Source organism: uncultured Maribacter sp. (genome assembly GCF_947500405.1).
Taxonomy (GTDB): Bacteria; Bacteroidota; Bacteroidia; order Flavobacteriales; family Flavobacteriaceae; genus Maribacter_B.
In genome coordinates this window covers 177,231-194,079 of sequence record NZ_CANMRY010000001.1, presented here as the reverse complement: position 1 = coordinate 194,079, position 16,849 = coordinate 177,231, and the positions used below count along the sequence as shown (strand labels likewise).

Here is a 16,849-nt window from a genome sequence, read left to right as displayed (position 1 = left end):
TGTCAGCTTGTCAGTAATTTAATATTGGAGAGGTTTTTGAATAAGTAGTAGAAATATCGCAAACTAATTTAATTATGAATCAATTAGAAATAGATATGCTTCCCGTTGGTGATGGAGAGAAAAGTGGAGATGCATTAGCTATGCGTTTTGGGGACTTTAGTAATAAAGAAAAAGATCAATACATCGTAGTTATTGATGGAGGTAGTAAAGACTCTGGAAAAAAACTAGTAGAACTAATTAAAAATCAATATGGGATGAACTATGTTGATTTAGTTATCTCGACACATCCAGATAGTGACCATACGTCAGGATTACGAGTGATACTAGAAGAAATGTCTGTAGGTAAATTATGGATGCATTTACCATGGAATCATTCTGACAGAATTCGTGATTTATTTCATGATGGACGAATTACAGACGAGAGTCTTAAAGAAAGGATGAGAAAGGCATATCGTTATGCATATGAACTAGAACAAATAGCTAATAAAAAAAACATACCGATTGAAGAGCCTTTTGCTGGTATTAGTTTTTTAAATGGGACTATTCAAGTTCTTGGGCCTACTGAAAAGTATTATGAGGAATTACTTGTAAATTCAGCTAAAACACCAGAACAAAAAATGGAAGGCTTAGTCGGGGGTCTTGAAAGAACTTTTGCTTCAGCAAAATCTACAGTTTTAAGTTGGATTGAAGAAACTTTTGATATTGAAACATTAGACGAATCTGGGGACACTTCCTCAGAAAATAATTCTAGTGTTGTTAACTTATTAAATTTTGATAATAAGAAGTTTTTATTTACAGGAGATTCAGGCATTCCAGCATTGAAGAAAGTCATAGAGTATTCTAAAGTTTATGGTATAGATATTTCAAGAGTTAATTGGAAGCAAGTTCCACATCATGGAAGTCATAGAAATATTTCCCCTTCAATATTAGATGAGATAAAAACGGAATATGCATTTGTCTCAGCATCAAAGGGAGCACCGAAACATCCTAGTTATAAGGTAACTAATGCGTATATACGAAGAGGTGCAAATGTTTATACGACTGAGGGTAATATTTTGAATCATCATTTAAATTGTAATACTCGTAATGGTTATGGTACAGCACTTCCCTTCACTTTTCAAAGCAAAGTTCAAGAATGATAAATAGATATGAGTTAAAAGCAAGAGTATATCCAAGTGTAATAACTTTATTGCCAATAATCATTGTTGGATTATACTTTTCAATTGATTACCAAAATATTTATAGTCTTATCGGAGGATTAGGTCTGACAACTATTTTAACTTTTGTTCTAGGTCAGTTAGGTCGAGACAAAGGAAAGAAATCTGAAAAGAGGCTTTGGAATGAATGGGGAGGAGCTCCGAGTACTCAAATTTTGCGTTTTTCAGATAAGTCTCTGACTAAATATTTAAAAAAAGATATTCATACTAAAATGGCTGATTCTACAGGAATTGGTTTTGAAAATATGAAAAGCTTAGAGCGTAAGAACCCAGAAAAAGCAGATAACATTTATGAAACATGGTGTCATAAATTAAGAAGTTTAACTAGAGACACAGCGAAGTATAAGTTACTATTTAATGAAAATATCAATTATGGGTTTCGTAGAAATTTATGGGCTTTAAAAGTACCTGCCATAATATTTATTACGGTTGGTGTTTTAATTATTTTATTATCGGAATATTATTCAAATATTAAGATGTTTAACCTAACATCAGGCGCAATTATTTCACTATCCCTTTTAGGAATTCTATTAGTTTTTTGGATTTTTATAATAAAAAAATCGTGGATTAAAACAGTTGCTTTTGCTTATGCTAAAAGACTAGTTGAGTCTTATGATACAACATAATATTTTTGACAAAAAAAAGAACTATTAACGTATTTATATATACATTCATTTTTTATTTAACCAAAGTCAAACAATGCCTAGTTTATTTTTAAAACGCTTGAAAGAAAATCCTGAATATTTTGAATTCTGGCAAGATTTTCATGCGTATTGTAGAGATTTTGATATACCAGATAAAAAAGAGTTTATTGAACTATTACCACTAATATCTAATAGAATTAAGAATGATATTGCGAGCTATTCAATTTATGAATCACTTAGAAAGTATACCTGTAAAAAACCTGAAGATGCAATCGAGATATTGCATATGATTGAAGAAGAGGGAAATCCGGGTATTTTTGAATTTAATACTGCAATATTTGGTGGTCTATCTGAAAGCAAAACAGATTATCCATATCAAGATAAAATTTTATCACTTATTAATAGCTCTAGTGAAGATGAGACTCATTTAGGGATTAGTGCAGCTTATCAAGTTGTGATAAAAGACCCAAAAGAAGAACTAATATTTTTAAATAAAATTCAAGATAGTATAAAGAATGTTGCAGAGAGGAATTCTAAAAAAAGCTTAGGAATTATAACAAGATTTTATAATAAGTACTTAAATAAAATAGATGGCGCAAAAGGAATCATTATAAAGTTGTTATCACTAAAAAATATAGATGTTCAAAATGAAGTAGCTAGGTCTATAAACGAGGAATTTAAGCTTGATGAGGATAAAGATTACTTTCAAAACTGCTTGAATTTATTAACTTATACTGATGCTAAATACAAAGGTATTTATAGTACAATACAATATAGGTTAAAAAGCATAACAGTTTCACATCCTGATGTTATAGAGGAGTTTATTAATAATTGGATTAATAATAATAATCTCAAAGGAATTTCAGTTTTAGAAGGTATAGTACAAGAACTTTATTTCAATCACCCCAAAGTTATCGAAAAGTTGTTTTTGGATTGGTTGAATTCTGATAATAATTTGTACAAATTTGCTTTACCATTCGTAATAAGTAACTTAAGCTCTAAAGTAGATAGTATTGGACTTGACAAAGAATCACTAAAAGATTTTTCAGATGTAGATTCCGTTTATATAGTATATATGATTGTAGGTCATATTCTAGACAGAAAATATGCCTCAGAGATGCTTTTCAGTATTTTAGAGGTAAAATATAATAGTGAACGTGTAAGAAACCATATTGCAACATTATTTGTAAAATACTTAATAATAAATTATTACTCTGTCACAGAGATTTTAAAGAAGAAAAGAAAATCAGCGAACAAAGTCATTAAGTCTGTTATCGACCAAATAATCGATGCTTCGGAACAATATTATCAGCAAGTTTCTGATTTAGAGTTGGTAAACGAGTTTGAGCCTTCTGATAAACGAATGCAGTACTTTCTAAAACAACAAAACGTTCAAATACAAAAACTAATGGATACTTCTGAAAATAAAAGAGATTCCTTTTTGGATATGCTAACAAATGTAAATCTTAGAGCCGGTAAATCCTTTTTTTCAAAGCACAAAGGGGAATACTCTCAGGAATCTGAAATGCAAAGTTTCAGAAGCAGTTTTGAGGTAGCTCGTGTTCAATCTATTGACGAAATAGGTCAAGAGAAGCTTAGATTAATGTGGCAAAATATGAAACGTGATGAACTTTCTAACTAGCGAATACTTAGCATTATTAAAAGAAGATGGTGAACTTGACACATTACTGATTGATATTCTCAATAGTAAGGGTATTACTCCTATATCTAAACCGCAAAAGGGTAGACAATATGGCGTGGATATAGCAGCCATTGGAAAAGATAAGGATAAAGTCGAAAAATTATTTCTTATAACTGTAAAGCAAGGAAATATTGCTCGTTCTGTTTGGGACTCTGGACAAAATAGTGTTCGACAATCCCTAAATGAAATAAGGGAAGCTTACATAAACACATCATTAACTGCTCGTCAAAAAAAGCTTCCAAAAGTAATTGTCGTTGCTACAAACGGTGTCCTTGAGCAAACTATACAAATTAGTTGGGCTCAGTATACCGAAAAATTTAAAGAAGAAGGTCTTGAGTTCGATTTTTGGGGTATTGACGATATATCCAAAATGGTTTCAGAAAATCTTCTTTCTGAAAGACTCTTTAATTCCGAAATGCGTTCGCTTTTAAAGAAGACATTAGCTTTTTTGGAACTTAAAGATTATGACTTAAATCATTATAAAAAGCTCGTAAATCTAATTCTAGATAAACCGCTTAAAACAAAAAAACCTGTACTCAAGAGATTAAAACTATTACAAATATGCCTTAGTATCGTTTTTAAATGGGCAGAAGATAATGGTTATATTAAGTCAGCCATATATGCTGCTGATAAAACCATCTTAAAATCATTTGAATGGCTAAATAGTCAAGACCATTTTAAGGAAAAATATGTTTATTTAGAGTTTTACAACCTTCATTCTATAAGACGTGAAATAGGCATTGCATATTTCAATAAAGTTAATAATTATTATTTCGTTGAACATAGTTTACAACGTTATTCGAAAAATCAAATTGAATATAGTTTGACCGTTTGGGAAGAGATAGGAATACTTGCTAATATTGGTTTAACCGAAATTAGACATTATCAATATCATTTGAATCCAAAAACTCAAGAACTTGCAACAGTTTATGAGAGGTCAGTAATCACTATATCTGAAGCTTTGGTTTCTTTAATTAAGACAAACCCTCCATCTCACTACCCTCTTTATGATAATCATATAATTGATATTGAACCAGCAATGAGATTTCTCTATCTAACAGGGAAAAAAGATGAATGTATAAAATGGCTAAGGACATTAGTTGTAGGAATTCATGATGCAAAAATATTAAAGGGGTTCTTTCCTTTATTCAGAGAAAATTATGAAAGTTTAGTAGATTATTATATAGGTACTAAAAAGCAAGATGAAAAATCAAGTATGCTTCTTACGTTTCTTGCTGACTGGTGTGCTATATTAAATAGCAATGAAGCATATGAGGATTTGAAAAAAATTCTAGAACTTTTTGACAAAAAACTAAATCTTCAAATTTGGTTTCCGAAATCGGAAACAGAAGAATTTTATTTGAACAACGGATATAGTAGGGAATCGGGTAAAGTAAAACATTCAATTACACTATATGATTTATTAGAAGATTATAAAAAAGAGATGAAAGAAGAAGTCGAACTTTTCTCATCAGAAAAAGAATTTGATTCCATTAAAGTCGGTTATGATTTTATTTTTACAATTACGAGTCTGTATCATCGTGAACTACCATTCCCATTCTTTTGGAGAAGGTTCATTGAAACGAGTAATAAAATGTATCCAGACACTTAACAAATTAAGAGGTTTTTCTATAAAAGTTGTTTGATAAAAGAACTAAATTTTTTAATAAAATGGAAAAAAGCTAAAGTAATTTCCCTCAAACTCCTCACAATCTCAACAAAAAATTCTTTCATAATGCCGTATTTTAATAATTAGTAATCCCTAGTAAAATTGCCAAGGCCATTGCCTTACTGTTTTTAGGTTTCAAAAAATAGTCGGCTTCATCTACATTGGTAATAAACCCCATTTCCACAAGTACCGCAGGAAAAACAGAAACTGTTTCCCGAAGTACCTGGAAATTGGCAAATTTTACCCCTCGTTTTTTAAAGCCTAATTTTTCCGTGCTTTCCTGGAGTATGGATAATCCTAAAGCAATAGACTCCTTGGAATACAAATTATCTGTAGTATGGACGTAAACTTCTATTCCTTTAGAATAGGTTGGGGAAGCATTACAATGTAAAGACACAAATACATCTGTATGCAATCTTTTGGCCAATTGCGTTCTATCGGATAAAGAAATTAAAGTGTCTTTATATCGGGTTAAGTAGATATCAAAATTATCCTCTAAAAGAGTTTTATTCAGTCTAATCATCTCTTTAGCGATATCTAAAACCACTTCTTTTTCTTGAAGTCCATGTATCCCTAATGCACCAGAATCTTTTCCGCCATGTCCAGGATCTATAACAATCACTTTTTGTTGCCCAAAAAGGAAACACATTTTGAGTAACAAAAGCATAAAGCTGACGTTTTGGAGCATCTTTTTCCAAGGTATTTTCATAATCGAGAGAATTTTATTGGGGATTTTTAATAAAATTTGATTCGTTTTATTCTCCTTTAAAATCAAAGCAATTCAAATAATATTATTTATGTAAAATATTGATAATCAGATTTTTAAATTCAAATATAATGTATTTTTATTACAACGAAAATGTATTAAAATTTAAACTATTTGAGCATGAAAAAATCAATCTATCTAAGCGCACTTTTATTATTTATAACCAACTCCATTTTTGCACAAATTGGAGGTATTGAAGATTCTGTTACCGATGTTTCAGATACTATAAGAGCCATATTTCCTATAATTCTAGGAATCATTTTTTTAATAGGTTTTCTATTCAATGCAGGACATTTTTTTGGTGAAAATGCAGATTTAAAAAAAGGTATCACTCGTGTATTGGTATTTGTACTTATTGCAGGTGCAGTAGTAGGGATTTTCACCTACCTAATCGGCATCGTAGTCTAAGTCGCTAAGCGACATTAAGTATGAATGTATTATGAAAAATGATGCTGTATGAAAAAATATGAAGTATATAAAAATATTAGAAAACGAGCGGTAATTATGGGTTTGCCCATATCGCTGTTTGCTTTAATGATGACATGCGTAATTGGTTCCCTATTGTTCATCATTTTCTCTTTTAGTTTTCTAGTCATTATTTGTGTTTTCGTACTTAATGGAGTCTTATATATAGCATTAACACATTTTACCAAGAACCCTTCGCTATTGCATTTTAAAAGGGTGTTTCCGCAAACCATTAGTAATAAAAAAGCCTGCATCGCAGGTATTTTAAAAGGTCATTCGGTTCTCAAATAACTAAAACTATTACTCTATATGAAAAAACTAAATCTATCAGCATACCATCCGATAATAGATATACAAGACAATATAATATTCGCTAATAACGGCAATGTTGTTCTTGGTTATAAAGTAGATTTCCCCGAAATCTACAGTCTATCCGAAAAAGACTTTGAAGATATGCACGGTTCGTGGTTTCAGGCTTTTAAATCCTTACCCACAAGTACAGTTATCCATAAACAAGATATTTACAAAAAAGACAAATATTCGGCAGATAAATTATCTAATAATACTTTTTTACAAAGGGCTACAAGTAGCTATTTTAAAGGACGAGAATACCTAGTACATTCCAGCTTCCTCTATTTTGTTTTGCCAAATAACAAAGCTTTGAATGCGGCTAAGTTTACCAATCCATTTCGGAAAGTAGAGAAAGGTATTTCTAAAGAATTAGATACGAATGTTCAAGAGTTTATCGCATCTGTAAAGGATACTGTTTCTTTTGTCAATAATAGCCGTAAAATGGCACTAAAGCCATTAAACAAGAGTGAAATACTAAATGTATGCGATGCCTACTTTAATGGATTTAATGAAGGTTTTGATACGGATATACAACTAAAAAAAGAGAATATTGAAATTGGAAACAACCATTTTGATGTTCTAGCCGTCAATAGCGAACTTTGTTTTGGTGATGTAGTACAGAGTAGTAAAACCAATGATAAATTCACTTCCGATGATTTTGTATTCCATAAAGGCTTTATGGACGGATTAGGATTGAATCTGAATGAAAACCATATCCTTAATCAAATCATCTATCTAGATGATAAACACAAATGGCGCAAGTTACTAGATAAGAAAATTGAGGAGCTGAACAAGAGCTCCAATTTTGGAACGCAGAACAAAGTCATTCTAAAGAAGATTGAAGACATTGTTTCTAAAATCAATGAAGATGATAATGCAAGAATTATCAGAGGACACCTTAATATTATTTTCTGGTCTCGGGAAGCCCGAGAGCTAAGTGCTATTGCCTCCAAAATAAAGACAGAATTTAAGGAATTGGATATTGTTCCTTACTACCCAAAAGGGGAGGAGCGGAAGCATTATTTTCTGAACTCCTATTGCTGTTTTTCTTCCAACTTCTCTAATGAAGATTTGTATGTAACGGATTTAAAACATGCCTTGTGCCTGTATATTAATAACACCAATTATAAATCGGATGCAACAGGTATCTTATTTAATGACCGGCAGCATAATATTCCAGTACTCAAAGATGTTTGGGATGAAAAGAAAAAGCGTATCAAGGCCAGGAATTTTGCCATTTTCGCTCCAACAGGAGAAGGAAAATCTTTTTTAGCCAATAATATACTGCGCCAATACTTTGAGGATGGCGTCCGGTTAGTGATTATCGATTTAGGAGGCTCCTATTCCAAGTTTGCCAAGCTCTATCCAGATGATCATATTATTCTACGTTACGAACAGGGAAAAAACTTGGGAATTAATCCGTTCTATATTTCTAATGAAAGCGACTTAACGCCAGAACGATTAGAAGATTTAGCTGTATTTATACTAGAGCTGTTGGCTTCTGGAAAAGAAACTACAAAAGCCGAAGAAGTAGCCGTTAAAAAAGTGCTATTACATTATTATGCTACCGTTAGAACAGGACATTCCTTAGCTACTTTATATCAATTTGTAGATACGAAAAAGGATATCCTTATGGAGGAAATCAAAGTAAGAGAAACGCATTTCAGTGTCTACAATTTTCTACACATCCTTTCGGAGTATGTGGATAATGGACTATACAGTTTTCTATTCCATGTAAGTGAAGATCAGACGTATAAAATAGAAGACAAGCGGATGATCGTTTTTGAACTGGATGAAGTAAAGGATAATAAGGAAATCCTTTCAGTAATGTTAAAGCTAATTAAGTCTGCCATACAACGAACCATTTGGCGCAACAAAGCAGAAAAAGGCATCATACTTTTTGATGAGTTCGCCAAGCAATTGAAATTCGACAATGTATTGGAAAGTGTAGAATTCTACTATCAAGCGATACGAAAACAAAACGGAGCTATCGGTATTATTCTACAATCGATTAATCAACTCCCTAATAATGCTACTTCGGCAAGTATTCTAGAAAATACCCAAGTGATTTATAGTCTGAATAATGAAAAAGGCTACGAAGAATTAAAAAATAGGCTTAGCCTGTCTAGTCACGATTTAAATCAATTAAAATCCATCCGAAATAATCTTACTGGAGAACGAAAATACACGGAGATGTTTATCAAAATAGGAAAGGAAAGCAACATTTTCCGATTAGAAGTTCCAAACGAAGTGTATGCTGCATACCTAACCGACGGTAAAGAAAGCGAGGCCATAATGGCCATTTATGAGGAAACTCAAAATATGGATACCGCTATCAATGAATTTATAAAAAAGAATTATTAATTAAATCCAGGCAATGCCTGTTAAAATCTAAAAATTATGAAACAGAAAATGAAAACATTAGGAATAGTACTGACTTTGACATTAATCCTTTTATTGCCTGGCCGTGCTACGGCCCAGGGGGTGCCGGTGTATGATAACACGAATTTTATAAGCTTTATTAAATCCCTGTTAGAATCCGGGAAACAGACCTCACAATTATTAAAAACAGTAAAATTTTTAAAACAACAAAAGGAAAATGTAGACAAGGTTAATAATGTTATAAAACAGTTGAAGGCAGTGAAGGAATTGGCAAGTAACAATCAAAAATTATTTGATATGGTGCAGGTGGATTTACGTGAGATTTTTAATTCGCCCTATATAAAACCCCATGAAGTAAATAGGATATCCGAGTCCTTCAATGCTATTATAGAAAACTCTATGGAAGGTATGGAGTATATAGACCAGATACTCTCCAATGGCAGCCTTAAAATGACCGATGCTGAGCGTGCAGAAGTATTAAAAGCAAAAGAGTTAGAATCTAAAGAAATGGTGGCAGAAATAGAAGCAAAGACCAGACGTTATAGAGAGATTATTTCTTTTAGAGAAATGCAGTCGATTATCAACAGCAGAAAAGCAAATTACTAACGGATGTCGGGTCTAGCTTTAAGTATAGGATTAGAATATGTAGATGCGGTATTTACTACGATTAAGAATAGTGATTTTTCGCAATACACTATGACAGGAATGAAAACCCTTGCTATTCTGTTCTTTCTAATTAATATTTTAAAAAAATACAATGAAGGTGTAGCGAACAATGAAGGGTATACTTGGGGATTAACCCCAGCAGAATTAGCTAAGAATTTTGCGGTAATTATTCTAGTTATTTTTTCTACCCAGGTATTGACTGTTTTTGATACTATACTGGTAGCTATTGAAGGGCAATATAGAGATACGGCTCCAGCACTCCTCCCGTTACAACTACAAGATGTAGATTTAGAGCAGGATGTGGGTGCTTTGGAAGCCGCCAAAAAAGCAATGGCTATGCTTTATGAAGCCTTGGTAACCCCATTGTATGGTCTTAAAATGTTGTCCTTTATCGTAGCTATGTTTCTATGGTTGCTAGATCTATTTATCTATCCATTGTTTCTAGCAGAACGCTATTTTTTATTAGGCATAATGCAGGCATTTTTTCCTTTGGTGATTAGTCTTGCCGTATTTGAGAAATTTAGAAGCCTAGCGTATAATTTCTTTAAACTCTATGCAGGAGTGTATATGTTGGTACCCGCCTTTTTTCTGGTAAATGTATTTGTCAATAATCTCTATACAGAAATCAATACTAATTTTTGGAGTAGTCTTTTTGGTACCGATTGGGGAAGTAACTTTTTTGCACCATTACTACAATTTGGCTCTATAGGGTTTATAGTGCTATTAAAATTTAAACTCTATAGGAGAGCCACCTCTTTCGTCTTTAAACTTTTTTCAGGCGGATAAATATTCCCTATGAACATGAAATAATTAAAAGAGTAAAACCAATATGAAAACACCTTATAAAAATATATATACTATTCTACAACAAAATCGACTTATCGTTTTAACAGTAGTAATAGGAGCAGTACTTACCAGTATTGTTTCTATTTTGATGGTTGTTAAGTTGCACAAGGAAACTGTTAACAATGCCTTTGTGGTAAATACAGATGGCAGTGTAATTCCTTTACAGCTGGTTTCGCAACACGAAAATTTAGAAGTAGAATTACTGGCACATCTAGAGCTTTTTCATACCTATTTTTATCATATCGATGCTAGTAATTATGAAAAGCATTTAGAAAAGGCTCTGTGGTTAGGAGACAGTTCCGTAGATGCTTTGTACCAACAAAAGAAAGCAGACGGTGTATACAACCGCATATTGCAGTATTCTTTGATACAAAAGGTGTTGCGTATAGATTCAAAAATAGATATTACGCAAGAGCCATATCGCTTTGAAAGTACTACCATTTTTGAAATTAATAGAGGGTCTATAACAGATACCTATGAATTAACCACTTCTGGTAATATAATGCATGTAGATAGGAACTTTCCTAATAATACCCATGGGCTTTTGATTACCAATTATTTTGAAAACAAACTAAAGAAAATCTCTAACGGAGAGTAGAAGTTAAAAGGCATTTAAGAAAAGGATGATTATGAAAATAGAAAAAAATAAAATAGTCTTTGGGCTAGTCTTATTATGTGTGGTTCTTTTTATTGGCGCCTATACCACAATGATTCTGGGAGAAGAGGAAGAGCCAACTATCGAAGGCAACAAAATACCAGTCCCAAAACTGGAAGAGGCACAAGAGGAATATGATTCTAAATTAGAAGCCTTAGATGCATTAAAAGAAGTAAGAGAGAATAATGCACCTAGTATATATGATGAGCGATTACTAGATTCTATGGGAGTCTATGACGTTGATTTTTTAGATAAAGAAAAGATGCGAATGGTAGATAGTATCTATAGCCAAGGCAGAATTAATTATACCGATAGAGGATATCGCCAATCGGAACAAAAACCTATTAGATCTCCTAAAATAATAGAAAAAGATACCACGGATAATGATGGTATTGCAGAAAGCGAAACGAATGTCGCCGCCAAAGAACGCAGTTTGGAACATCAGCTCTTTTTTGCTTCACACCCTATCGCGAACCAAGCAATGCATACCCAAAATACGGACGCCTATATTTATGTGCGTGTAGATGGGAAGCAAACCATAAAGAACAATTACCGCTTGCAAATGCGACTGACTAAAGCTGCTTATATCAATAATATTTTGGTAGAAAAAAACGCACCTATCTATGGTTTTGTAAGTTTTAAAGCAAACCGAACTATGATAATCATTGAAAATATAAATCATAAGCCAGTAAAGCTTAAAGCTTTTGACTTGCAGGATGGGAGCGAGGGTATTTATGTAGAAAATAGTTTTAGAGCAGAAGCAACCAATGAAGTTATTGGAGATTTGGTAGATGAAATAAATATTACCGGTGTGCCACAAGTTAGTGGTGTTAGAAAGATATTCCAGCGGAACCACCGAAATGTAAAAGTTACTGTAACCGATAATTACCAGCTCATTTTAAGAACCCCGAAACCAACATTGAGCCAACTTTTTGGAAAGCCCATAATGCCCAAGTATTAAAGGCTTTTAAAAAGCACTCATTAAAACACACTTCTATGAAAATATATATCCTCTTATTATTAATGGTCTGTTCAGGATACATACAGGCACAACAATTATTAGATACTATTTATGCTAATGATAAAAAGAATGTAGCTCTTTTTTTTCCTAAACCTATTCGCCAAGGAATTACTGGAGCTACCCATTTTGTATTTACCTACAATCGTGAAAAAGAACAGTATTTTGGATTACTCCAAGCAAAGCCTGGAATAGAAAGTAATCTGCTTGCAGTGACAAATAATGGAAAGGTATATTCTTATATTTTAAAGTACGCTGAAGAATTACCAAGGTTGCATTATTTTATTCTTGAAAACGAAAGTATTGGGAACGAAGTGCCAAAGGTTTTACCAATTGTAAAAGAGAAGCAAGTAACCCATTTGGAAAAAGATAAAATGGATTATTTTTATAGAGCTTGCACCTATGTACTTAATTCTAAGTATGAGACTTTAGCAACGATACGAAAAGAAGGTATGCAGTTGCAATTACAAAAAATGGTCTATGATGGTGATGAAGTATATCTGGCCATTGAAATCAAAAACAGTTCGGAAGTAAATTTTGATGTGGACTATCTTAATATTTACGTAACCAATGGAAATGCAAAAAGGAAATCTTCGTACCAAAGTTTACAACAAGAGGTTATCTACAAGCATAAAATGCCAAAATCTGTTATGAAAGGCTTATACCAAAGGTTTGTTTATGTGCTTCCTAAGTTTGTTTTGGGAGAGAATGAACGATTAGAAATTGAGTTGAAAGAGTTAAAAGGGAGTAGAAAGGTGGTTTTGAATTCTAAGCTTTGAAAAAAAATGCTTCTGATTCTCTCAGAAGCATTTCAAAATATCTAATTCTGTTTTTCTTTAAGAAAGTTGGGGATATTTATCTTATTCATTAGTGTCTGCATGTCCTCACTTACTTTTCTCTCCACTACTCTTGCATATATTTGTGTAGATGCAATTTTTGAATGCCCTAACAATTTAGAGACGGTCTCTATGGGAACACCATTACTTAAGGTTACAGTTGTGGCAAACGTATGTCTAGCCATATGGAAAGTAAGATTTTTTTTTAGGCCAACTGCTTTTGCAATCTCTTTGAGATAAAAATTTACTTTTTCATTCGTAATTACTGGAAACAATGTTTCTGTAATTTGTGTCATTGGATGGTTGTGATACTTATCTATTAGTATTCGAGCTTTAGCGAGCAAGGGTATTTTTACAGGAGACTTGGTTTTTTGACGATTTGTAAATATCCAATCATTGCCATCAATACCTTTGATAATATTATCATTAGATAAGCTCATTAAGTCAACATAGGCAATACCTGTATAGCAGCTAAAAACAAATAAGTCCCGTACTCTTTCAAGTCTTGCAATTAAGAAATTATAGGTTTCGATATTGGATAATTCGTTTTCAGTTAAAAACGGGCGTTCTCTTTTTTCATAAGTAGGTTTCCACCTAACAAAGGGATCTTTGTCTATCCATTCTATGTGATAACCAAGAGTTATGATTTTTCGAAACCTTTGAATATGTTTCATAACCGTATTATTGCTCATTGCTTTGGGGTGTCCCTTAGGCCAAAAGCAAATTAGAAAATTAGCAAAATCGCAAATAAATTTGTAGTTGAGTTCTTTCAAAAAAATATCTGAAGTATTTAATACATTGTTTAAATACTTGTTAAGGTATCCTTCAGTTACTCCAAAATTCCTCAAGGTTCCGACGGCTAATGTTTTTTCAGTTTTTTTGTTGTGATATTCAAGAAGGTTTTGAAGAGTTTTAGAATTATCACTTTCACCTAAATATTCAGCCTTGATTAACTCAGCGGTAATTAATTGCCCTTTAAATTTTAAATCTTGATAAAGTTGCACGAGCTGTGCATGAACTTGGTCTAAATAAGAATTTAAAGCCCTTGTCGTTTCACTGTTCCCTTTTGCTCGCTGTCTTTTTGAATCCCATACCCTAACATCAACTTGCTGTTTTAAGCTAATGTTGACTTTTTTTCCATTTACTGTAATTCTGGCGTACATACCGGTTAGGTTATTTTTGGCACGAGTAGAGTATGCCCAAAAAAGGATTGCAAATGTGTTTGATGTTCTCATAGTTGTTGTCTTTTAAATTAAACATTTAGTAAGACGAAAGTCAAATCAACTATACTGAGTAGCTTGTGTGTTCACAAATCAAATCGTCAACAATGTTGACGGTCTAAATTTTTGTTGACGGTCTGTGACCTTTTTACATCAAATCAAATCAAATTAAATGATGGCCCAAAAACTAAGAAACCGCGCAAATCATAGGATTTGCACGGTTTTGAAACTTTTTGTAAGTTTTCTTAGTGACCTCGACAGGATTCAAACCTGTAACCTCTTGAGCCGTAATCAAGTGCGCTATTCAGTTGCGCCACGAGGCCTAATTGTTCCCGTAAAATGGGCTGCAAATATATTTCTTTTTAAACTTATTACAAAAGAACCTGTTGTAAAATATTAGTTTTTTTATTTTTAGAATAAGAACCTTATGTTATACTTATTCTGTTAATAAACAAAATAACTTGTATTTCTACGGTTTTATTAGAGACATTGTTAAACTAATACTACCTTAGTAGATTAATATTTAGTCATATAGTAATTACGAATTTGATAAACGATGAAGAATACTACACTTAAGGACCTTTCTAAGTTGTTAAATCTTTCGGTTTCAACAATTTCAAAAGCATTAAATGATAGTTTAGAAATTAGTGCTGCTACTAAAAATAGAGTTAAAGAAGCAGCATTGAAAACTAATTATAGGCCAAACCCACTTGCTTTAAGTCTTAAAAAAGGAAAAAGTAAGACTATCGGAGTTGTTATACCTAGCGTACTAGACCGTTTTTCCGCTAAATTATTTATTGGAATAGAGAAAGTAGCTTATTCTAAAGGGTACAATGCTATCTTGTCAACATCTAATTACAATAAAGAACGAGAAGCACATAACGTAGATATTTTAATAGAAAAGGGAGTAGATGGTATTATTGTTTCTTTAACAGAGGATACTATAACATCAGAAAATTACAGTCATATAGAACGTGCACGTAATAGGGGAATATCTGTTGTGCTAGCCAATAAAGTTCCGGAAGATTTAGCTTTTAATAAAGTTAGTATAGATCACTATAAAGAGGCTTATAATGCTGTTTCCGATTTAAAGATTCCTGAAAACAAAAATGTTTTAGTAGTAGAGTCTTTTTCTAATGCAATGTATGTAAATAGACGTAAGAATGGGATAATAGAGGCTTTGCAAAATGTTCATAAAATAAAAAACCATGTTGTTATTAAGGCTAACGGAGAAGAGTCTTTTGCTGGAGATGTAATTAAAAAAGTAAAAGAAGACGGCTTGTCTATTTTGATTGTCATGAATCAATATTTGTTAGAAACTATTTTGATGCATAAGAATACTCAAAAATTATTAAGTAAAGGAGAACTTTTTATTTATGCTTTTTCTATTAGAAAATCTGCTTTTGAAGCTATTAAAGGTGTAAAGCCTATTTCTCCAAGAGGAAAATTTTTAGGAGAGAAAACGGCAGAGTTATTAATAGACCAGCTAGAGAATTATACGGAAGGAGTGCATGCAATATCCGTGGATAGTATTGGGAAAAGAATATGTTAAATAATGAATTTATATAAGTTTATAAAAGACATTCCAGATTTTCCTAAAAAAGGAATAGTTTTTAAAGACATAACACCTTTGTTAAGTAGTGTAGAAGCTTTAAAGTTTGCAACAAGTGGTTTGTTGAAAATTGTAGAAAATAAAAGAATTGATAAAGTTATAGGTGTAGAGAGTAGAGGTTTCTTTTTTGCAACATTATTAGCAAGAGAGCTTAATGCAGGTTTTGTCCCAGTTCGTAAGCCAGGTAAGTTACCTTCAAAAGTTGTACAAGAAAGCTATGACTTAGAGTATGGAACCGATACTTTGGAAATTCATGAAGATGCTATTTCTAAAGGAGATAAAGTGCTTGTTCATGACGATGTTTTAGCAACAGGAGGGACAGCAGAGGCAGTCTGTAAATTAGTTGAGAAATTAGGAGGAGAGGTAGTGCAGTGTAATTTCTTATTGGAGTTAGACTTTTTACAAGGAAATAAAAAATTGTCTAAATATGAAGTAGCTTCCCTTTTGCATTATTAACCTAAAGCATTTGTAGTAATCCAATAGCGCCAACCAATAATTACAATCTGTAATTTAGACGCTTTAGAAAGGTCTAACTGTTTTTTAGAATAGGAAGGCAATAGTGCCTTATTAATTTTAGCTAATAGTTTAAAAAATGCAAGTTTCATATAAATGTTTTTTTTAAAATAAAATAATAAACTTTGGTAATTACCAAAGTTTTAATTTTAATTAAAGTGTATAAAGATACTAAGGTTTATTTCATGTAAAAATATTAAATAAAAGTGTTTTAAAAATACCCTTAGGGTTATTCAAGAAAAATTTATTTATACCATGATCAAGATAATTAAAAAAATAAAGACTGC

16 protein-coding genes and 1 tRNA gene are annotated in these 16,849 nt (G+C 32.1%); 13 read left to right on the top strand and 4 right to left on the bottom strand.

What is annotated here, in order from left to right; translation table 11 throughout:
• The first annotated feature begins 74 nt into the window (after positions 1-74).
• The 4 genes from Q0945_RS00990 (at position 75) to Q0945_RS00975 (ending at position 5,175) form a co-directional block, all read left to right on the top strand.
• A complete protein-coding gene (locus Q0945_RS00990; protein ID WP_299429875.1) occupies positions 75-1,139 on the top strand; it encodes an MBL fold metallo-hydrolase in 1,065 nt (354 codons plus the stop codon).
• Positions 1,136-1,843: a hypothetical protein gene (locus Q0945_RS00985; protein ID WP_299429873.1), complete on the top strand. Its 708-nt coding sequence runs from the start codon at positions 1,136-1,138 to the stop codon at positions 1,841-1,843. The genes Q0945_RS00990 and Q0945_RS00985 overlap by 4 nt, the downstream gene beginning before the upstream one ends.
• Positions 1,844-1,916: 73 nt before the next feature.
• Positions 1,917-3,503, top strand: a complete 1,587-nt coding sequence (locus Q0945_RS00980; protein ID WP_299429871.1) for a hypothetical protein — start codon at positions 1,917-1,919, stop codon at positions 3,501-3,503.
• The gene (locus Q0945_RS00975) at positions 3,487-5,175 is read left to right on the top strand and encodes a hypothetical protein (protein WP_299429869.1); all 1,689 of its coding nucleotides are present in this window, start codon (positions 3,487-3,489) and stop codon (positions 5,173-5,175) included. The genes Q0945_RS00980 and Q0945_RS00975 overlap by 17 nt, the downstream gene beginning before the upstream one ends.
• Before the next feature lie 133 nt (positions 5,176-5,308).
• Here Q0945_RS00975 and Q0945_RS00970 read toward each other — a convergent pair whose 3' ends face one another.
• Positions 5,309-5,941, bottom strand: coding sequence for an N-acetylmuramoyl-L-alanine amidase (locus tag Q0945_RS00970; RefSeq protein WP_299429867.1), 633 nt, complete (start codon positions 5,939-5,941; stop codon positions 5,309-5,311).
• A 177-nt stretch (positions 5,942-6,118) separates the two neighbouring features.
• Here Q0945_RS00970 and Q0945_RS00965 point away from each other — a divergent pair, with 177 nt between their 5' ends.
• The 7 genes from Q0945_RS00965 to Q0945_RS00930 all read left to right on the top strand — a co-directional run bounded on the left by Q0945_RS00965 (position 6,119) and on the right by Q0945_RS00930 (position 13,160).
• Positions 6,119-6,406, top strand: a complete 288-nt coding sequence (locus Q0945_RS00965; protein ID WP_299429865.1) for a hypothetical protein — start codon at positions 6,119-6,121, stop codon at positions 6,404-6,406.
• Positions 6,407-6,772: 366 nt separating this feature from the next.
• On the top strand, positions 6,773-9,178 hold the full coding sequence (locus tag Q0945_RS00955) for a TraG family conjugative transposon ATPase (RefSeq protein WP_299429861.1): 2,406 nt from the start codon (positions 6,773-6,775) through the stop codon (positions 9,176-9,178).
• 48 nt (positions 9,179-9,226) lie between these two features.
• On the top strand, positions 9,227-9,802 hold the full coding sequence (locus Q0945_RS00950) for a conjugal transfer protein (protein WP_299429859.1): 576 nt from the start codon (positions 9,227-9,229) through the stop codon (positions 9,800-9,802).
• A gap of 3 nt (positions 9,803-9,805) precedes the next feature.
• A complete protein-coding gene (locus Q0945_RS00945; RefSeq protein ID WP_121068716.1) occupies positions 9,806-10,648 on the top strand; it encodes a hypothetical protein in 843 nt (280 codons plus the stop codon).
• A gap of 43 nt (positions 10,649-10,691) precedes the next feature.
• On the top strand, positions 10,692-11,306 hold the full coding sequence (locus Q0945_RS00940) for a conjugal transfer protein TraK (protein WP_299429856.1): 615 nt from the start codon (positions 10,692-10,694) through the stop codon (positions 11,304-11,306).
• 31 nt (positions 11,307-11,337) lie between these two features.
• On the top strand, positions 11,338-12,324 hold the full coding sequence (gene traM, locus Q0945_RS00935; RefSeq protein ID WP_299429854.1) for a conjugative transposon protein TraM: 987 nt from the start codon (positions 11,338-11,340) through the stop codon (positions 12,322-12,324).
• Between the two features lie 35 nt (positions 12,325-12,359).
• Complete coding sequence (locus tag Q0945_RS00930; protein WP_299429852.1) at positions 12,360-13,160, top strand: DUF4138 domain-containing protein; 801 nt, start codon at positions 12,360-12,362, stop codon at positions 13,158-13,160.
• Positions 13,161-13,201: 41 nt separating this feature from the next.
• Here the strand turns inward: Q0945_RS00930 and Q0945_RS00925 are convergent, their stop codons facing one another.
• Together Q0945_RS00925 and Q0945_RS00920 are read right to left on the bottom strand one after the other, a co-directional pair.
• Positions 13,202-14,452: a site-specific integrase gene (locus Q0945_RS00925; protein WP_298501575.1), complete on the bottom strand. Its 1,251-nt coding sequence runs from the start codon at positions 14,450-14,452 to the stop codon at positions 13,202-13,204.
• Between the two features lie 234 nt (positions 14,453-14,686).
• Positions 14,687-14,760: transfer RNA gene (locus Q0945_RS00920), tRNA-Arg, on the bottom strand.
• 233 nt (positions 14,761-14,993) lie between these two features.
• On the opposite strand from Q0945_RS00920, the gene Q0945_RS00915 reads away from it, so the two are divergent.
• Positions 14,994-15,989, top strand: a complete 996-nt coding sequence (locus Q0945_RS00915; protein WP_299429850.1) for a LacI family DNA-binding transcriptional regulator — start codon at positions 14,994-14,996, stop codon at positions 15,987-15,989.
• 3 nt (positions 15,990-15,992) lie between these two features.
• Positions 15,993-16,505 (top strand): adenine phosphoribosyltransferase, encoded by a 513-nt coding sequence (locus Q0945_RS00910; RefSeq protein ID WP_299429848.1) that lies wholly within the window; start codon positions 15,993-15,995, stop codon positions 16,503-16,505.
• Here Q0945_RS00910 and Q0945_RS00905 read toward each other — a convergent pair.
• Positions 16,502-16,654, bottom strand: coding sequence for an SsrA-binding protein (locus Q0945_RS00905; protein WP_299429846.1), 153 nt, complete (start codon positions 16,652-16,654; stop codon positions 16,502-16,504). The two genes, Q0945_RS00910 and Q0945_RS00905, sit on opposite strands and share 4 nt — an antisense overlap.
• Between the last annotated feature and the right edge of the window lie 195 nt (positions 16,655-16,849).